This window comes from Methylobacter sp. (assembly GCF_036845245.1).
In the GTDB taxonomy this organism is placed as follows: Bacteria; Pseudomonadota; Gammaproteobacteria; order Methylococcales; family Methylomonadaceae; genus Methylobacter_A.
In genome coordinates, this window is record NZ_DAIUEH010000010.1 from 12330 (window position 1) to 32429 (window position 20100).

General features: G+C 48.3%; 14 protein-coding genes. 6 read left to right on the top strand and 8 right to left on the bottom strand.

Annotation, left to right across the window (positions count from 1 at the left end):
• Positions 1-2: 2 nt before the first annotated feature.
• Together V7051_RS06195 and rluC are read right to left on the bottom strand one after the other, a co-directional pair.
• Positions 3-656 carry an HAD family hydrolase gene (locus tag V7051_RS06195; RefSeq protein ID WP_333874070.1) on the bottom strand — a complete coding sequence of 218 codons (654 nt, stop codon included), beginning with the start codon at positions 654-656 and terminating at the stop codon, positions 3-5.
• Entirely contained in the window at positions 640-1599 is a 960-nt protein-coding gene (gene rluC, locus V7051_RS06200; protein WP_333874071.1) for a 23S rRNA pseudouridine(955/2504/2580) synthase RluC, read from the bottom strand. The genes V7051_RS06195 and rluC overlap by 17 nt, the downstream gene beginning before the upstream one ends.
• A 498-nt stretch (positions 1600-2097) precedes the next feature.
• On the opposite strand from rluC, the gene V7051_RS06205 reads away from it, so the two are divergent.
• Positions 2098-4551, top strand: a complete 2454-nt coding sequence (locus tag V7051_RS06205; RefSeq protein WP_333874072.1) for an Rne/Rng family ribonuclease — start codon at positions 2098-2100, stop codon at positions 4549-4551.
• Between the two features lie 103 nt (positions 4552-4654).
• Here the strand turns inward: V7051_RS06205 and dnaE are convergent, their stop codons facing one another.
• Positions 4655-8137, bottom strand: coding sequence for a DNA polymerase III subunit alpha (dnaE, locus tag V7051_RS06210; RefSeq protein WP_333874073.1), 3483 nt, complete (start codon positions 8135-8137; stop codon positions 4655-4657).
• A 283-nt stretch (positions 8138-8420) separates the two neighbouring features.
• Here dnaE and V7051_RS06215 point away from each other — a divergent pair, with 283 nt between their 5' ends.
• The 3 genes from V7051_RS06215 (at position 8421) to ettA (ending at position 14542) form a co-directional block, all read left to right on the top strand.
• Positions 8421-8864 (top strand): host attachment protein, encoded by a 444-nt coding sequence (locus V7051_RS06215; protein ID WP_333874074.1) that lies wholly within the window; start codon positions 8421-8423, stop codon positions 8862-8864.
• Between the two features lie 132 nt (positions 8865-8996).
• Positions 8997-11603: a PAS domain S-box protein gene (locus V7051_RS06220; protein WP_333874144.1), complete on the top strand. Its 2607-nt coding sequence runs from the start codon at positions 8997-8999 to the stop codon at positions 11601-11603.
• Positions 11604-12874: 1271 nt separating this feature from the next.
• Complete coding sequence (ettA, locus tag V7051_RS06225) at positions 12875-14542, top strand: energy-dependent translational throttle protein EttA (protein ID WP_333874075.1); 1668 nt, start codon at positions 12875-12877, stop codon at positions 14540-14542.
• Positions 14543-14637: 95 nt separating this feature from the next.
• Here ettA and tusC read toward each other — a convergent pair whose 3' ends face one another.
• Genes tusC through V7051_RS06240 form a run of 3 tightly spaced genes read right to left on the bottom strand, consistent with a single transcriptional unit; the run spans position 14638 to position 15614 of the window.
• Positions 14638-14994: a sulfurtransferase complex subunit TusC gene (gene tusC / locus V7051_RS06230; RefSeq protein WP_333874076.1), complete on the bottom strand. Its 357-nt coding sequence runs from the start codon at positions 14992-14994 to the stop codon at positions 14638-14640.
• Between the two features lie 5 nt (positions 14995-14999).
• Positions 15000-15389, bottom strand: coding sequence for a sulfurtransferase complex subunit TusD (tusD, locus tag V7051_RS06235; protein WP_333874077.1), 390 nt, complete (start codon positions 15387-15389; stop codon positions 15000-15002).
• 6 nt (positions 15390-15395) lie between these two features.
• On the bottom strand, positions 15396-15614 hold the full coding sequence (locus V7051_RS06240) for a hypothetical protein (RefSeq protein WP_333874078.1): 219 nt from the start codon (positions 15612-15614) through the stop codon (positions 15396-15398).
• A 136-nt stretch (positions 15615-15750) separates the two neighbouring features.
• On the opposite strand from V7051_RS06240, the gene V7051_RS06245 reads away from it, so the two are divergent.
• Entirely contained in the window at positions 15751-16779 is a 1029-nt protein-coding gene (locus tag V7051_RS06245) for an STAS-like domain-containing protein (protein WP_333874079.1), read from the top strand.
• 71 nt (positions 16780-16850) lie between these two features.
• Here the strand turns inward: V7051_RS06245 and cysZ are convergent, their stop codons facing one another.
• The gene (cysZ, locus tag V7051_RS06250) at positions 16851-17570 is read right to left on the bottom strand and encodes a sulfate transporter CysZ (protein WP_333874080.1); all 720 of its coding nucleotides are present in this window, start codon (positions 17568-17570) and stop codon (positions 16851-16853) included.
• Positions 17560-18600 carry an S-methyl-5-thioribose-1-phosphate isomerase gene (gene mtnA, locus V7051_RS06255; RefSeq protein WP_333874081.1) on the bottom strand — a complete coding sequence of 347 codons (1041 nt, stop codon included), beginning with the start codon at positions 18598-18600 and terminating at the stop codon, positions 17560-17562. Before mtnA ends, cysZ begins: the two co-directional genes overlap by 11 nt.
• A gap of 60 nt (positions 18601-18660) precedes the next feature.
• Between mtnA and V7051_RS06260 the strand changes: the two genes are divergently transcribed.
• On the top strand, positions 18661-19974 hold the full coding sequence (locus V7051_RS06260) for a TRZ/ATZ family hydrolase (RefSeq protein ID WP_333874082.1): 1314 nt from the start codon (positions 18661-18663) through the stop codon (positions 19972-19974).
• Positions 19975-20100: the final 126 nt, after the last annotated feature.

The window sequence follows — 20100 nt, forward strand, 5'->3', positions numbered from 1 at the left end:
TGTTAACCTCTAATAATATTCAATAATTCTGCCGGCTGCTGTAAGCACATCAACGGACTGTATCGTTGCAATATGTCTTCCGGATGCGCTCCGCATGACACTGCTATGGATGATATTTGGGCATTCATCGCCATTTGCAAGTCATGGGTGGAATCGCCGACCATTAAACTACGGTCATTCGCCGCATTAGTATGCTGCATAATCTGCTGCAACATTAGCGGGTCCGGTTTAGAGGCGGTTTCATCGGAGCAACGGGTGATGCAGAATAAGTCTTCCGTGTCTGTCGCCTGTAAGGCCTGCTGTAAACCCGCCCTGGTTTTACCGGTAGCAACAGCCAGCTGATAACCTGTCTGTTTCAGTTCGACCAACATCTCATAAACGCCGGGGAATAAATCTTCCCGGCCTAATTGTCTGGATAAATAAGTTTGCTGGTAACAGACGGTTAATTGCGTCAGCGTTTCCTGATCAACACCGGGAAATAGCGCGCTACAGGCGTTTCTAATGCTCAGGCCGATCACATCCTTTGCCGCCTGAGTTTCGGGAATATCGCAGCCGCACTGTTTTCCTGCCGTTTGCAGACAATGTACGATCCAGTCTATCGAGTCGATCAGGGTACCGTCCCAGTCGAATATGATTAAATCAAACTTGTTCTTCATGTTTTAACAAATCTTCCAATGGCTGAGGCAAAGGCGCCAAAATGGTTAACGGCTCCCCGGTCACAGGGTGCTGAAATTTTAATTTTTCCGCGTGCAGGAACATGCGCTTATAGCCTCGGCCCTTAAATCCACGGTTGATTTCATCTCTGCCATAACGCTCGTCACCGACAATCGGATGCCCAAGGCTTGCGGCGTGAACGCGTATTTGGTGGGTACGCCCGGTTTTTGGCGAGGCCTCGACCAGCGTCGAATCGCTAAATAATTTCAAACGGCGAAACAGCGTCTCGGCCTCTTTACCGGCTTGGCTGATAACAACCATACGTTCACCGCCTTTACTGACATTTTTTAGCAAGGGCGCGGTGACGACCAGCTTTTTTCTCGCCCATTGCCCTGCGAGCAAGGCCACATAAGTTTTATGGATATGATTGTCGCGAAACAACTCGTGCAACAGTTTCAACGCACTACGTTTTTTGGCAATGATCAGGCAGCCGGAGGTGTCTTTATCGAGTCGGTGAACCAGCTCCAAAAAATGCGCTTCCGGCCTTATCAGGCGTAGGCCTTCGATAATACCGGAACTCACGCCGCTACCGCCATGCACGGCAAAACCGGCCGGTTTGTTAACGATCAGGAAGCCCTCATCTTCAAACAAAATACCCTGCTGCAAAGCCGCTTGCAAACCCTGTGGAACATACGATTCTTCGCTACGTTCGGCCACCCTGACCGGAGGAATTCTGACGATATCGCCGGTAACCAGACGATATTTAACATCGACGCGTCCTTTATTAACCCTCACTTCACCTTTACGAACAATCCGGTAAATTCGGCTTTTAGGCACGCCTTTCAAGCGGGCAATTAAAAAATTATCCAACCGTTGATCGCACAAATCTTCAGTGATTTCGACCAGTTGAACTTTGGGGGTTACGCTTTTTTCTTCATTATTCATAATGCAAATAATACCAGTATCCGGCTATGATTGATTCTTTAAATTGATGTATAGCAATAAGATTGTTATATTAAGCAAGTTTTTTTAATATAAAAAACATGCTTTTGCTCCTGTTTTCGCTAACAAAACTGCTTTGGAGCATTACTCGATGATGATTAACCTGGCGATTAACTCTTACGCCGGCTCATCATCTTAAGATTTTCGGGTTCATCGTTCGACCCTAGACGAACGATTTATAACTCCTGTTTAAGACGGAATTTACAACCAAGACTGAAAAAATATTTATTTGCTTAGACTCTGTCCGTGCAACTATCCACGGCCTTCACCTAAGTGAAGGGCGGGATACCAACGACAACACGCAGAAACGGAACATTAAAACCGTAAAAACTAAGTTATGTAAGAGCGGCTTTAGCAGACCCCTCTACACAAACACGATAACCAAAACCAGTCTGTTCAGTAAAATCTGACCATGGAGCAGGACACAACAAGGAATATTGAATGAAAAGAATGCTTATCAACGCTACGCAGCCGGAAGAACTGCGAGTTGCTTTGGTAGACGGTCAAAAACTATATGATTTTGACATAGAAGTACCTTCGAAAGAACAAAAAAAGTCTAATATTTACAAAGGCATAGTAACCCACGTAGAACCCAGTCTGGAAGCGGCTTTCGTAAACTACGGCGCTGAAAAACACGGCTTTTTACCTTTCAAAGAAATCTCTCCCCTCTACCGTCAACTGCAAGATGGCGTCGAAAACGACGGCCGTCGTCCAGCCATAAAAGACCTGATTAAAGAAGGTCAGGAAATTGTTGTTCAGATTGAAAAAGAAGAACGCGGCAATAAAGGCGCAGCTTTAACCACTTATATCAGCCTGGCCGGCACCTATTTGGTGTTGATGCCCAACAACCCTAAAGCGGGCGGTATTTCACGGCGCATAGAAGGCGAAACCCGCAGTGACCTACGTGAAGTCATGGCGGCGCTTGAGATTCCTGAAACCATGGGACTCATTGTTAGAACGGCCGGATGCGGCAAAAATGTCGAAGAACTGCAATGGGACTTAAACTATTTGCTGCAACTCTGGGAAGCCATAGAACGCTCTGCCAGTGAACATGCCGCACCGTTTCTGGTCTTTCAGGAAAGCAACGTTATCATTAGAGCTTTACGCGACCATTTGCGCGGTAATATTGACGAGATTTTGATCGACAATGAAGACTCTTTCAAACTGGTGCAAAACTTCTTAAAACAAGTCATGCCGCACTTTTTGCCCAAGGCAAAACTGTATCAGGACGCTGTCCCGCTGTTTAACCGCTATCAGATTGAGTCCCAAATTGAAGTGGCTTATGGCCGGGAAGTATCGTTACCGTCCGGCGGTTCGCTGGTCATCGATCATACCGAAGCACTGACCTCTATTGACATCAATTCGGCACGCGCCACCAAAGGCAGCGATATCGAAGAAACGGCATTAAATACCAATCTCGAAGCGGCCGATGAAATTGCCCGCCAACTGAGACTACGGGATTTGGGCGGCCTGTTTGTTATCGACTTCATCGATATGATGTCCAATAAAAACCAGAAAACCGTTGAAAATCACCTGCGCGACGCCCTTAAAATCGACCGCGCGCGTATTCAGACCAGCCGCATCTCGCGTTTCGGCCTATTGGAAATGTCCAGGCAACGGATGCGTCCTTCGCTCGGCGACTCGACTCAACTACCGTGCCCGCGTTGCAAAGGCCAAGGTACGATTCGTAATGTAGAATCGGTCGCACTTTCCGTTCTGCGTATTCTTGAAGAAGAAGCGATGAAGAAAGGCACCGAAAAAGTCATTGCCCACTTGCCTATCGAGTGCGCGACGTTCCTATTAAATGAAAAACGCAGCGCCATTGAGCAAATTGAAAACAGGCTGAAAGTCGGCATTGTGATCCTGCCCAGCAAGCATTTGGAAACACCGGCCTATGACATTGAACGCATCAAGGAAAAAGAGTCCGGCGAAAATGGCAAAGCCAGCTATTTACAAATCAAAGCGGAAGACATCACTATCCCTGAATTTGCCCAGCAAGTAAAACCGAGCACAGCAAAACCCGCAGTCAAGGAATTCCTGCATGACTCTCCTGCGCCGGTGCAAAACAAGAATGAATCAGCCAGCCTGATTCAACGCTTCTGGCATAAACTGATAGGTTCCAATGCCGGCAGTGCCGAGCCTAAGGCCAGAACGGCGGGTACCGTTCAAACTATTGAAAGAACCAAGGCGATTGACGAGAGTCAACCGAATAAAAACAGAGGTAACAGACCCGGCCAAGGTCAAAACCAGGAAAGAGGCCGCGGCCGCGGACGTGGTCAAGGACGCGGTCAAAATCCCACGCCCAATCAGGAACAAGTTCAAGCGCCGGAACAGGCACAAAAACCAAAGCCTGAACAAAACCCGGACGCTCCTCGCCAAAACCGTCCTCCACGCGGTCAAAATAGAAACGTAAAGCGTAATCTCGATCCGGCTAATTTGCCTGTAGCAAAAACCGAACAGGTTAAAACTGAAGCGGTTGAGGTTAGCGAGGCTATTTCCAGCGCACCGGAACTTGCTCTTGTTGCCGGAGAGCATCCCAAAAGGAATAATGCCAGAAGAGGACCGAATCGTAGAAGGCCGCGTAATCCAAACTATAAAAAGCCTGAAACAAATGGCGATTCAAATACCGTCTCTGAAGCGTCCAGCGACAGCAACGACGAATCGCGCCCAACGGCTCCCCGCTCTTATGATAATGATTTTGCCAAAAGAGTGGAAAGAACCGAACGTCCTGAATCTCCGGCTAATGCCCCCAGCCATGCGGACACTGGCAACCAAGATTCAGAAGCCAGAAAACCGGCAGTTATCGCCGCACCGGCAGCAACGCCAGCCCCAACACCAAAACCGGTTGAAGCGGCGCCAAAACCAGTTGAAGTGGTAAGGCAAGAAACGGAATAATAAAACGAAGATCGGGGCAACACTGCCCCGATCTTCATCAACTAAAAACATGACGCCCCGAATGGCTATACAGGGCAGCTGCTATCTTTAGCTCCTTTCTTTTCTACCTGTACCTCACCTCTACAGCCTCGCCTCCCAGCAACGCTCTCAATCGAGCAACCAGTTCATCAGTGGGATGAACGCGCCACTCATCTCCCAACTGTAGATTGGCTTTTGCAACCTTTGATGTATAAGCGATACCCACAGGACAGCCGCCGCCTTTAAAAGGTTCCAGAACGGCGATCAACTTCGCCACAAAACCATCGTCGTCCACCGCATTCCATACCAACTGGATACTCCGGGCAAAAGCTTCTCTGGCCTGCTCCATGCTGTACAGTTTTTCGACGGTTAAGCGCAATGTGCCCAAATAATCGTCAACACCCAGCGCACCCTCGGCAATTAACAAACTGTCGCGGGAGAAGATGCCCCGGTATTTTTCGTAAACTTCGCCGAAAGCCGCAATTTCAAGCCTGCCGGTTCGGTCATCAATCGTCGCAAAACCCATGATCTTGCCGTTCTTGGTCTGACGTGTGCGCACTTCGACGACCAATCCAGCCGTTCGGGCTTCCATTTTCCTGCTTTTGGATCGTTCTACATTCGCCAACAGCGACTCTATGGTTCCGTTGGTAAATTGCCTTAATTCAGCCTCGTATTGATTGATCGGGTGCCCGGTTAAAAACAAACCCAGAACCAGCTTTTCCGCAGCCAGCCGTTCATTTTCCGACCAGGGCTCAACCCCAGTGGAATAAGCGTCTGCATCATCCGCAGAGTCGGCATTAACCGCCAGGCCAAATAAATCGTTCTGGCCTGTTTGCGCATTTTTTCCGTGCTGTTCGGCGACTTTTAATGCCGTGGGCAGCTCCGCCAGATGCCCTGCCCGATTATCATCGAATTCATCGAAAGCTCCGGCGCGTATTAACGCCTCCAGCACCCGCCGGTTAAACTTGCGCAAATCCACCCGCTTACATAAATCATAGAGGCCTGAAAACGGTCCGTAAGTTTCCCGCTCGATCAGCATTTCTTCAATGGCTGCCTCGCCTACTCCTTTTAGCGCGCCCAAACCGTAAACGATATGGCCCGCATCGTTAACGGTAAATTTATATTTAGAAACATTGATGGTCGGCGGACAAACTTCCAGTTTCATCTGTTTACATTCTTCAATCAAAATCACCACCTTGTCGGTGTTGTCCATATCGGCAGACAGCACCGCGGCCATGAACTCGGGCCGATAATGGGCTTTCAGCCAGGCGGTTTGATAGGCCACCAGCGCGTAAGCGGCGGAATGCGACTTGTTGAAACCGTAACCGGCGAACTTTTCCATCAAATCGAACACGTAAGTGGCGATTTTTTCATCGACCTGGTTTTCTATCGCACCGGCGGTAAATTTATCCCGCTCCTTGGCCATTTCCTCCGGCTTTTTCTTACCCATCGCCCGGCGCAACATGTCCGCCCCGCCCAACGTATACAGCGCCATTTCACGAGCGATTTGCATCACCTGCTCCTGGTACAGAATAACGCCGTTGGTGGGCTTTAAAATCGGCTCCAGCAACGAATGGGCGTACTCCGCTTTGGCGCCGTGCTTGACGTTGATGTAATCGTCGACCATGCCCGATTCCAGCGGCCCCGGACGGAACAGCGCCACCAGCGCGATAATGTCGTCGAAGCAGTCGGGTTTGAGCTTTTTGATCAGCTCTTTCATACCCCGCGATTCGAGCTGGAACACGGCGGTGGTTTGGGCTGCGGTTAACAGCTTATAGGAAGCCGGATCATCCCGTGGAATGGTCGTTATATCGACCAACGGCTTGCCCAGTTTCTTATGTTTGGCGTTAATGTCCTGCAATGCCCAATCGATAATGGTCAGCGTACGCAAGCCCAAAAAGTCGAACTTGACCAGACCGACCGCTTCCACGTCATCTTTGTCGAACTGGGTGACCAGGTTATTGCCGTCCTGGTCGCAATACAGCGGCGTAAAATCGGTCAACTTGGTCGGCGAAATCACCACGCCGCCGGCATGTTTTCCGGCATTCCTGGACGTGCCTTCCAGCGACAGCGCCATATCGATCAGCGCCTTGACCTCCTCTTCGGTATCGTAAAGCTGCTTCAGTTCGGGACTGTCTTTTAGTGCTTTAGTCAGCGTCATGCCGATTTCAAACGGGACCAGCTTGGATAATCGATCGACGAAACCGTAACCAAAACCCAGCACCCGCCCGACGTCGCGAATAACCGCTTTCGCAGCCATCGAACCGTAGGTGATGATCTGCGCGACATGATCGCGGCCGTAATTCCGGGCGACATAATCGATCACCTCATCCCGGCGATCCATACAAAAATCCACGTCAAAGTCGGGCATCGAAATCCGTTCGGGATTCAAAAATCGCTCAAACAGCAGGTCGAATTCGATAGGGTCGAGGTCGGTAATTTTAAGCGCATAAGCCACCAGCGATCCCGCACCGGACCCCCGCCCCGGCCCGACCGGAATTAAATTGTTTTTAGCCCACTGGATAAAGTCGGCAACAATCATGAAATAACCCGGAAAACCCATCTGGGTGATCATTTTCAACTCGAAATCCAGGCGTTCGTAGTAAACGCGCCGGTTTTCCTCGTCCGTGCCTTTGCCTACCGCCGGATGATGCTGCAAGCGCTGTTCCAGGCCTTTCATCGACTCTTCGGCCATAAACTCGCCCAAGTTCATGCCTTCGGGTACCGGAAAATCCGGCAGGAAATTTTGCCCAAGCGTCAGTTTTAAATTACATCGCTTGGCGATTTCTACGGTGTTTTCCAACGCCTCGGGTATATCGGCAAACAGCGCCTGCATCTCCTCGACGCTGCGTAAATATTGCTGATCGGTATAATCCTTGGGACGGCGCGTATCGTCCAGCACCCGACCCTGATTGATGCAGACCCGCACTTCATGAGCCGCAAAATCCTGTTGATAGACAAAGCGCACGTCATTGGTCGCCACCACCGGCAAACCGGTTTCCAACGCCAACTCGACAGCGGCGGCAATATAACGCTCCTCTTCCGGCTTGCCGACCCGTTGCAATTCCAGATAAAAGCTTTGTTCGAACAATCCTCCCCAAAACTCGGCCAGCCGTTTGGCCGCATCATGGTTTTCGGCTAGCAGCGCCTTGCCTATACACCCGCTCATCGCGCCGGATAACGCAATCAAACCGTTATGATTGGCTTCTATCCATTCTTGCCTGAGCATCGGCACACCCTGATGCTGGCCTTCCTGATAAGCCTTTGAAATCAGTTCTGTCAACGTGATATACCCGGCGTGATTGTTGACCAGCAAGGTCAACCGGTACGGCGTAGCGGGATCTTCCGGATTAAAAACCAGTACATCGGAACCGGCTATCGCCTTGATGCCCTGCCCTAATGCCGCTTTATAAAATTTGACCAGCGAGAACAGGTTAGCGTGTTCAGTGACTGCAATCGCCGGCATATTTAACTCAGCCAGGCGTTTAACCAAGGGTTTTATTTTGACAATCCCGTCTACCAGGGAAAATTCAGTGTGAAGTCTTAAATGGACAAATGCCGGCTGCATGAAATTAGAAAAATTGATTCACGTTACTGTTACGGATGATCTATTTTACCCTGTCCGTAAGATTTCGTGCGACCAAGATAGAGGCAATTAACCAAACCTACTATTAGCTTCAGCCGCTTAGTATTATTACTTATTGATTAAAGACCATAATTTCTCTATCCTAAAAGCTTACAACATGTAATATAAAGCCTACACCTACTATCAGTCATACAAAAGCGGATGAAGTTTAATATTGTTGCAAGTAGCGTGTTATTTAAACAAAACCGCCACAGAGGGAACAACCATGAAATTGACCTGGATACTCGTTGCTGATAATACTCGTGCACGCATTTTTACTGCTGACACGCCTTCTTCTCCTTTAGAGGAAATCGAAGACTTATCCCATACTGAAGGTCGTTTACACGACCGGGAAATAACGTCCGATCTGCCTGGAAGAATCAAGAGTTCCAATGCAGTCGGACATGCTTTTGAGCAACCTACCGATCCGAAAAAACATGAATCCGACAATTTTGCACATCGAATTACTGAGTATCTGGAAAACGCTCATAACACAAACCGGTTTGAACAACTGCTGATTATTGCTCCCCCTTCTTTTCTTGGCTTGCTGCGTAACCATCTACCGGAACAGATTAAAAAACGGGTTCGTCTCGAACTCGACAAAGAACTCACCCTGTTGAGCGCCGCTGATATTCGCCAACATCTTCCCCAATATTTGCCGGATCTTTGACCAAGAACCTCCACTTATTCAATGTTAAAAATTCTTTATATGACTTTTTAACAACATGCATTGAAGCATGTTATGGAAAAGCTATGAGAGGTTCCCATTAAAGTTTTTTTCAACAACATCTATATCGCTGCAATATTGGGAACTGCGGCGATTTTGTTTATTTTAAAATGGCTGCAGCTCACTTTTGGAGGCCCGTCACAGCAATTAGTTTTTTTAGTCTTGATCGCTTACGCCGCTTGGTACGGAGGGTTAAGAGCCGGGCTTTTTATTACGCTGTTAAGTGCGGCAACCAGCGATTATTTTTTAACTGAGCCTTATAGTTCGTTTTATATAGCTCAACCTAGCGAAATAGTGCGTCTTGTGCTTTTGGTTGGCATAGGCGCGATGTCCAGCTTATTGATTACCCGCCTGCACAATCAGGAGCAACAAATATTACATAGGGTCATGGATCGCGAGGAACAGCTTAAACAGCAAATTTCCGAGCACAACCGGACTCAAGCAGAGCGGGACTTATATATTTCACTGACTAAAAGCAGCACCGAGTTTATTGGCATGTGCGATACCCAAGGCATACCTTTTTTTATTAACGAGGCCGGACTGCGTCTGGTCGGCCTGGACAGTCTCGAACAGGCTCTTAAAACACCTGTCGAGGACTTCTTTTTTCCGGAAGACCAGGCATTTATTGTGGATCAGTTCTTTCCGACAGTATTCGAGAACGGCAGTGGGGATGTCGAAATCCGCTTCCGGCATTTCAAAACCGGAGCAGCGTTGTGGATGATCTATAACGTCTTCGCCCTGAAGGACTCAAGCAACAAAATAGTTGGCTTTGGCACTGTGAGCACCAATATCACCGAACATAAACGAATTGAAAATGCTTTGCGTGAGAGTCAGATGGACCTGAACCGTGCCCAGGCAGTTGCTCATGTCGGCAGCTGGCGAATGAACGTTCGCAATAATATATTGGAATGGTCTGATGAAAATTTCCGAATTTTTGGTCTACCTAAAGACACGCCTTTAACCTATCAATCTTTTCTTAATGCTGTCCACCCGGCAGACCGGGAGTTAGTCGATGCGACATGGCAAGATGCCCTTACCGGCAAACCTTACGATATCGAACACCGAATTATAGTGGACCGAAACGTCAAATGGGTGCGTGAACTGGCTGAGCTGGAATTTGACGAGCATGGAGCGCTATTAGGCGGTTTCGGAACGAGTGAAGATATTACCGATATCAAAAACAGCCAAGAGGCATTGCAACATGAACGCGCCTTCCTCAGACAAGTCATCGATGCCGTGCCCAGTGTGATTTTTGTCAAAGACGCGGAGGGGCGGTTTCTTTTAGGCAATGAAGCTTTAGCCCGGTTTTGTGGCACCAGCATTGAAAATTTGATCGGCTTAACCAGCGAGAGCGTCAATCCCAACACTGACGAAGCAGCTCAGTTTTATAAAAATGACATTGAGATCATAAGCACTTGTAAGCCCAAGATCATCCCGGAGGAAAAAGTCACGCATGCCGATGGTTCCCTGCATTGGTACAGCACGGTCAAGATTCCGCTAATCGACGACGATCATTGTACCAAGCTGCTGGGCGTGGCGACCGACATTACCGAGCGCAAGCGTGCCGAAGAAGCGCTACGCCTGGCTGACCGCCGTAAAGACGAGTTTCTGGCGATGCTGGCCCACGAGCTTCGCAATCCGCTGGCGCCCATCCGCAATGCCGTGCAGCTGCTGAAAATGCAGAAAACCACAACGTCTCAGCTGGCATGGAGCAGCGATGTTATCGATCGCCAAGTGACTCATATGGTGCGGCTGCTTGACGACTTATTGGACGTGGCTCGCATCATGCAGGGCAAAGTCAGGTTGGAGCTTGAGCGTTTCGAGCTTAACGATATTATAAATAATGCTGTTGAAACCAGCCGTCCGCTGATCGAGTCCCGTAAGCAGGAACTGATTATTTCCCAGACTACGCCGCCGCAATGGCTTATCGGCGATCGTGTCAGGCTGGCGCAAGTGCTGTCTAACCTCTTAAACAACGCCGCCAAGTATACCGGTGAGGGCGGTAAAATTATGTTGAACGTGATGCGTGAAGATGCCAATGCCGTGATTGAAGTCAAGGATACCGGCATCGGTATCTCTGCTGATATTCTGCCCCATATCTTCGACCTTTTTTCCCAAGCCGACCATAGCTTGGCCTATTCTCAGGGCGGCTTGGGCATTGGCTTGACGCTGGTGCGTCGGCTGGTGGAAATACATGGCGGCACGGTCACCGCAGCGAGCGGCGGCATTGGTCAAGGCAGCTCATTTAAAGTGCGACTGCCGGCATTGCCGATGGATTCGTCTGCTGCCGAACCCGCGCTGGCCGAACCTGTATTACCGACGCCTAAACTCCGCATTCTGGTTGTGGATGACTATGCCGACGCGGCCGAAAGTATGATGATGCTGTTGCAGGCAAAAGGTCATGAAGTCGAAATAGCCGATTGCGGCATGAAAGCAATAGAGCGGGCTCAAGTTTTCCACCCGCAGGTTGTGCTACTCGATATCGGTCTACCGGATATGGATGGTTATGAGACCGCCAAACGGCTGCGTGCATTGCCGGAGGCTCAGGAAGCGACCTTGATCGCCTTAACAGGTCACGGACAGACTGAAGATTACGAACGCTCTCAATCGGCCGGATTCAGCCATTATTTACTCAAACCATTGAATTTTGATGAATTATCCGCCGTACTGGCATCCTTATAAGGTCTTTCTTGTTATTGACTGATCGTTAATCATAGGTTCAATAGTTATTCACAAAAACTGTGGATAACTCTGTGGATTGATTGTTCTACTTATCGCTTACTTGCGGTTTTTATTACAGTTTTGTTAAATCGTATAAAAATTCAACAAACCAAGAATTTTATAAACTATCAATGACTTATGACTGTTCACCGGACTTTATACGGCTCATTCAAAAGCAACGCTAAGCTACTGATTGTTGCTGTGCGTAAATACTATTGAATCAAAACCATTCCCCCATTCTGCCGCCAAAATTGCTTCGTAAGAGCTCTAGGATCTGCCGAATTCACGAACAACCGTAAATCACGCATTATCCACCAGCCAAAGCATTCAAAAGAGTTCAATGGATTTGTGTTAAAGGTAAATATAGAATCTGGAGAAAAACCAAACCGGCATTTACCGAACTCAAGCATGTTTCGCCGGATCCAATAATGTAATGGCTAAGTTTTTTAAAACGTCGCGCTCGTCGCGGATTTGATGAGCTCAATAAAACACTGCAAGATGAGTCCGCAGCGATCAAGCTCAAGTTTGGACGTTCGGTTTTTGAGGCCTGATATCTTCAGGGCTCCTATTCCGGGCTTAGGAGTCCTGAAGAATGATATTAAATTTTCGTTAAATCTATTAACTCTTGGAATCTTTCTTCGATTTTTTTACAGCTTTCTTTTCTTTCGGACTCAATGCCGGTTTTTTCTTGTCTTCTTTATTGCTTTTTTGTTCTTTGCTCATAGTACTCGCTCCAAATAATTGTTGGGGGTTCTGAAAATTCATGCAAATGACACAAGTATGTCAATGTTTGAAAATTGATGTGGCAAAGTTTGACTACCAAATACAACAAATTCAGCATACTCTCATGCACGAAAAAGAACAACTTTAGCGATGCTTTGAAAATGTACAATTTTGGCTGAATCCTGCAATGAGAAAATAGCAAATTGCCACCTAAAGCACCTACTTCCGGCATCTAATCTGAAGGATTTGATTCACTCTGCGAATGATGCGCGAATCGGAAAAAATGTCGAACAACAATCAGAAAAACTGCGCGACTCACTTAATCAAACCTTGGTTTATCAAGACTTATCCGTCCAGCCTTTGCATAAAAAGCTAAACCCATAAAGCCTCCTATCCATCATCAACACTTAAAAATTGCTAAATAACATGGAATAATAGCCGGCATCGGGTCGCTTAAGGCGCCTACTTCTGGTACCCTCTATTAACATTAAACTGATCAACTAAACACTATGGCGCAATATATATATTCAATGAACCGGGTCGGCAAGATTGTCCCGCCCAAAAAATATATCCTCAAGAATATCTCGCTGTCTTTTTTCCCCGGCGCAAAAATCGGCGTGCTGGGCTTAAACGGCTCCGGTAAATCGACGCTGCTGCGTATCATGGCGGGCATCGATAAAGAGATTGAAGGCGAGGCTGTCCCGCTCAAAGGCATTAAAATCGGCTATCTACCGCAAGAGCCGCAGCTTGATCCCACTAAAACCGTGCGCGGCAATGTCGAAGAAGCGGTCGCCGAAATCAAAGCAGTCCTGGAACAGCTTGATGCGGTCTATGCCGCTTACGCGCTACCCGACGCCGATTTTGACAAACTAGCCGCCGACCAGGCGCGCCTGGAAGACATTGTCAACGCCTGCGACGGCCATAACCTGGAGCGCAAGCTTGAAGTCGCGGCCGATGCGTTGCGGCTGCCGGATTGGGATGCTGATGTGACCAAGTTGTCAGGCGGTGAAAAACGCCGCGTAGCATTGTGCCGTTTGTTATTATCCAACCCCGACATGCTGTTGCTGGACGAACCGACCAACCATCTGGACGCGGAATCGGTCGCCTGGCTGGAAAGATTCCTGCATGATTATCCGGGCACCGTGGTTGCGGTCACCCATGATCGTTACTTCCTGGATAATGTCGCCGGTTGGATTCTGGAACTGGACAGAGGCTCCGGCATTCCATGGGAAGGCAATTACTCCAGCTGGTTAGAGCAAAAGAGCAACCGTCTGTTGCAGGAAGAGAAACAAGAATCTTCCCGCCAAAAAGCCATGAAAGAAGAATTGGAATGGGTGCGCTCCAATCCTAAAGGCCGACATGCCAAAAGCAAGGCCCGATTGGCCCGTTTTGACGAACTATCGTCAACCGACGTGCAAAAGCGCAACGAGACCCAGGAAATTTATATTCCACCTGGACCTCGTTTGGGCGACATAGTGATTGAGGCTGACAACATCAGCAAGGCTTTCGGCGACAAGCTGCTATTTAACGGTTTGAGTTTTAAACTGCCGCCCGGCGGCATCGTCGGCATTATCGGCCCGAACGGCGCGGGTAAAACCACGCTGTTCCGCATGATGGCCGGTGTCGACAAGCCCGATTCGGGCGCCCTAACATTGGGGCAAACCGTTCAACTCGCCTATGTTGATCAGTTGCGCGATGACCTCGACCCGAAGAAAACCGTATTCGATGAAATTTCCGACGGACTGGATTTGATTACCGTCGGCAAATATGAAACCCCATCCCGCGCTTATGTCGGTCGTTTTAACTTTAAAGGTGCGGATCAGGGCAAACGTATCGGCGATCTTTCCGGCGGCGAACGCAACCGTGTGCATTTAGCCAAGCTGCTCAAAACCGGCGGCAACGTGCTGCTGCTGGATGAGCCGACCAATGACCTGGACGTTGAAACCCTGCGCGCGCTGGAAGAAGCGTTACTGTCTTTCCCCGGTTGCGCGGTAGTTATTTCGCATGATCGCTGGTTCCTGGACAGAATCGCCACGCATATGCTGGCGTTTGAAGGCGACAGTAATGTGGTCTGGTTCGAGGGCAACTATGAAGACTACGAGGCCGACCGTCATCGCCGCTTGGGTAGCGATGCGGATAATCCGCATCGCTTGAAGTATAAGAAGCTGACTGGTTAAGAACATAAAACCACGAAGACACGAAGTTTTTTTATCTTGGCTTTTCTTCGTGCTCTTCGTGTCTTCGTGGTGAATTAAAATATCTGCTTAAACCCCTACCCCGCAAACACCACATCAAACCGCTTCATCAATCCGGCTATGTCTTTCCGGTAAAACTCCTGTACAGGCAAGCACAAATCGCCCGGCTTTAAGCCGCGCTCCTGTAGCGATTCCACCTCAGTATAGATATCGTTAACATCATAGATTTCCAGCGCTTTAAAAATAGCGGCAGTATCTTTCATGCCCGCGATTTCAGGATGCTGGCCGCTTTTGAGCTGGAACACGCCATCATCCAGTAACAGAATACTGACTTTCTGGTCGAAAGCGGCGGTAATTAAAATAATATCGAGCATTTCCTGAACTTGGGCGCCGCTGTGCGGAGGTTTACGGAGGACAAATAAATAACTTTTCATTGCTCTCACCCGAATACAATAAAGCGGTCGGCTTTCAAGGTAGCCTCGACCAATTGCCCCAAACCGGAAATACGAAAACCCTCAGCCAGATCATCATCCTGCTTACCCTGCCGCTTGGCCTCGTCGCTACATAATAAGCCTCGCCGCTGGGCGGCGGAAATGCACACTACCAAGTCGATCTGATGCAGTCTTGCCAGCTCGCTCCATTGTGCGGTGAACTGGAGTTCGTCATCCGGCGGTGTCGCGTATTTGAATGCGTGATAAATGCCGTCATGATAAAAAAACACCCGGAACACTTGATGTCCCGCTGCCAAGGCGGCCTTGATAAATTGATACGCGGTATAGCCGGCATTGGACTGATAGGGGCTGGCGTTAACTTGTATTGCGAATTTCATTGGGTTTTAGTGTTCCCTCTCATCGCGCATATTTTCAAATAATTGATCGACACACTCTAAATGACTGACGCCAAAAAATTGTTCTGGATTAAACTGTTTTTTTTCGGTTTCTGTGGACAGCATTGGGAAAACTATAATTTCAATGGTGTCACAACTGAAATCGTCAGATATATCAATCAGGTCTTTAAGCTTTTGGGTTTCGACAATTTGTCTTATTGCTTGCATTATTATTTTCTCTAATCAATTCGTATAAATGTCAGGCATAAACAGCATGCCCAATCTGCTTGACTGATATAAATTGACAATAATATATTTTATATTGACAATAAGTTAAATTAAAGTTGACCATAGGATTATTACTATGACTAAATTACGCAAAAGAACAGAAGAGATTCGCAAATTTATTGTTGCCAATGTAGCGTATCATCCAAAAGACATCGCTAATGTGACCGCAAAAAAATTTGATATATCTCGACAAGCGGTTAATAAACATATTCAAATTTTAGTCGAGCAAAAAGCTTTACAACTCAGTGGTACAACTCAAAGCAGGCATTACAGTTTGCAATCTTTGGAACGCTGGGAAAATTCTTATGCACTGAATAAAGCGCTTGAAGAGCATGTTGTTTGGCAAAACGATATTGAACCAAGATTAGGTCAGATGTCAGAAAATGTTATGGACATTTGGCAATATGGTTTTACCGAGATGCTCAATAATGCTATTGATCACTCGTCAGGGACAAAAGTTGATATTCAGCTGATAAGAACCGCCGCAAACTGCGAGATCATTATACGCGACAATGGAGAAGGCATATTCAAGAAGATTCAGCGAATCTTAAACTTAACGGACGAAAGACAGGCTTTGCTCGAATTGGCGAAAGGAAAATTAACTACCGATCCAGATAATCATAGCGGCGAAGGTATCTTTTTTTCATCACGATTGTTTGATAGTTTTTGGATTCTGTCAGGAAATGTGTTTTTTGACCATCGGCAAGAACAGGAAGTGGATTGGATTGATGAAAATGAGTTTCCTATTACTGGAACGACTGTGTCTATGCAGCTAAATAACAACTCACATCGAAATATAAAGCAGGTTTTTGATTCTTTTACAGACGAAGATTATAGCTTTGCGAGAACTGTTGTACCGGTGCGTTTAGCGCAATATGGACATGAAAAATTGATTTCCCGTTCGCAAGCAAAGCGATTATTGGCGCGAATCGAACGCTTTAAAGTGGTTATGTTTGATTTTGAAGGCGTTGAAATGATTGGCCAAGCTTTTGCTGATGAGATTTTTCGGGTTTTTAGTAAACAGCATCCTGACGTTAAATTGAGTTACGTAAAGACCTGTCAAGAAGTTGAGCAGATGATTTCACGGGCGGGATTTAAAAACTGAGTCAGTGCCTCTTCGGCAATATGGTGCAGGGGGACACGGATGGACTTTATCGCAACCAAGATATTAACCGCTCAATCCCTCTTAATCTCATTAAAATAAAGCGTAGCGCCAATCACAGCAGCCGGTGCGACGATGATATTCAGCACCGGAACGGTAAGCCCCAGCACTGCCAATCCGCCAAAACTCAACGCGCCCAGCCTGATACTTTTGACCAAGTCTTTCTGCTCGGAAAACAATACGCCCTGGTTTTCCAGCGGATAAGCCAAGTATTCCAATGCCATCCCCCAAGCACCGAACAATGCCCATAGAAATGGCGCAATGACATTAATACCGGGAATTATCGATAGTATCAGCAGCGGCAAGGCTCGGGTCGCCAGATAGCCCATGCGCTTTGTTTCCGCAAGAATAACTTTAGGCAACGGCTGTTCAGCGGTTGCAAAGGGCTTGCCGCTGACCATCGCCAGCGTTTTTGCCGATAACTTGCCGTAAAATGGCGCGGCAAGCATATTCGCCAATACCGTAAAGGTAAAAAAACCGGCTATAAAAAAGCTGATGAAAAACAATGGCCACAATATCCAGCTCAACCATTGCAACCAGCCGGGGATAAACTGATCGATCAAATCCGAGATATAAAAATAACCCAACGTTAAGGCAACGCTGTACAGCACCACGTTGATTAATACCGGAATGATAATAAACTTGCGCAATTCCGGGCTGGTCAACAATTGCAGGCCCTTAAATAAAAAGCCGACAGCCAGCACCGGATTATTGCCTTTTTTATTAAATTGCATTTTTTAAACCTCTCACACCTTGCTCGGAAGGATTCAACACGACACCGCGTTCGGTCACAATCGCTGAAATCAATTCCGCCGGGGTCACATCAAAAACCGGATTCCAGGCACTGACCAAAGAACCTTCTTTGTTATAACACCCCGGCAATAGTTCGTTCTGGTTGCGTTGTTCGATTTCTATCTGGTCGCCATTGTCGATTTTCCAGTCTATGGTCGTCGTCGGCGCGACCACCATTAACTTTACGTCATGTTGTCTGGCTAACACGGCCAGCGAATACGTGCCGATTTTGTTGGCGGCATCGCCATTGGCGGCAATGCGATCAGCACCGACGACTATCCAATCAATCGCACCGGATTTCATCAGCCATGCCGCCGCCGAATCGGCAATTAATGTCGCCGGAATCCCGTCTTGCGCCAATTCCCAAACGGTTAATCTTGCACCTTGCAGCCAGGGTCGGGTTTCGCCCGCATACACATTGATCAGTTCTCTTTGATAAGCGCTGCGGATAACGCCCAGCGCCGTGCCGTAACCGCCTGTTGCCAAAGCGCCGGCATTACAATGCGTCATCACGCCTTTGGCGCCAGCCAGAATATCGGCGCCCAGCTCGCCCATTTTGTGGTTGGCTGCAATATCATCGGCATGGATTTTCTCCGCACAAGCCAGAACGGCTGTTATCGGATTATCAAGCTGCTTGGCCAACACAGCCTTCATCTGGTCCAACGCCCAAAACAGATTAACCGCCGTGGGCCTGGATGTCGCCAACAAAGCGATATCGGCGGTGACTTTTTGCCGCCAATGATTGGACTGTGCGTAATGCTTGCGCACCGACAGCGCCACACCATAAGCTGCGGCTATGCCGATGGCCGGTGCGCCGCGGACCCGCATGCTTGCAATGGCTTCTGTTACGCCGGCAGCATCCTTGTATTCATCGTAAACGATTTTTTCCGGCAATTGTCGCTGATCCAACACTTTTAAAGCATCGCCTGTCCATTGCAAAGCTTGTACAGTCAATTTATTTTGCATAGTCATTTTTATCAAAAAACCAATGGTAAAAAGTTATAATTTGGTAACCCAATACAGGAATATCTTATGACAGTTGTCGATACCCTCATCCACGCTCGCTGGATTATACCCGTTGAACCGGAATCCGTAACCTATGAACACCATACGCTGGTTATCGATGGCGGTCGAATTATCGACCTGTTGCCTACCGAAATTGCCAGGCAAAAATATCAGGGCACGACGACCGAAAACCTGGACAATCATGCGCTGCTGCCCGGCTTGATCAACAGCCACACTCATGCCGCGATGACGTTAATGCGCGGCATTGCCGATGATTTGCAACTGATGGATTGGCTGCAAAACCATATCTGGCCGCTGGAACAAAAATGGATGAGCGAGGCGTTTGTCAAAGACGGTACCGATCTGGCGATAGCCGAAATGATACTGGGCGGTACAACCTGCTTCAACGATATGTACTTCTTCCCGGAAATCACTGCGGCGCAGGCAATACAGCACGGCATCCGCGCCAGTGTCGGCTTGATCGTCATCGATTTCCCAACGGTTTGGGCCGAAAACAGCGACGCCTATATTGAGAAAGGTCTGGCGCTGCATGATCAACTACGTCACCACCCGTTGATTTCGACGCCGTTTGCTCCGCATGCGCCGTACACAGTCTCGAACGAACCTTTGCAAAAAATCAAAACCCTTGCCGACGAACTGGAACTGCCGATCCATATGCATGTCCACGAAACGCTGCATGAAATCGAACAGGAGCAGGAAAAAACCGGACAGCGGCCGCTGCAAAGATTACATGAACTCGGGCTGATCGATGCATCGTTCATCGCCGTGCACATGACCCAGTTAAGCGATGACGAAATCGCCCGCTTTGCCGAATCCGGCGCTCATATTGTGCATTGTCCGGAGTCCAACTTAAAACTGGCCAGCGGTTTTTGCCCGGTTGCCAAATGTATCGCGGCAGGTATCAATGTCGCGTTAGGCACCGACGGTGCGGCCAGTAACAATGACCTGGATATGTTCGGCGAAATGCGCACCGCGGCGCTGCTAGGTAAAGCCGTGGCCGGGGACGCCAGCACGATTCCGGCGATGACCGCGTTGCGCATGGCGACCATTAACGGCGCCAAGGCCTTGGGCCTGGACCATGAAACCGGCTCGTTGAGCATCGGCAAAGCCGCCGATGTGATTGCCGTTGATCTATCGCATTTGGAAACCCAGCCGTTATATTGCCCTGTCTCGCAAATTGTTTATGCCGCCAGTCGCCAGCAAGTCACCGATGTATGGGTGGCAGGTAAGCGGTTGTTAAAGCAGCGTCATCTGACTACGGTTAATATTAATGAGTTACGGATGAAAATCGCCGAATGGCAGCAGCGGTTGTCGGGCTGATTATTAAAGGAAAGCTCGTATGTTTAAACCTATTTCGAATCTAACCACAGAATGTGATAGATCCATTCTGCCGATCGGCGTTCAAAGCCGGCCTTGAACGCTTTACAAGTACAAGGCGAGCCTTGT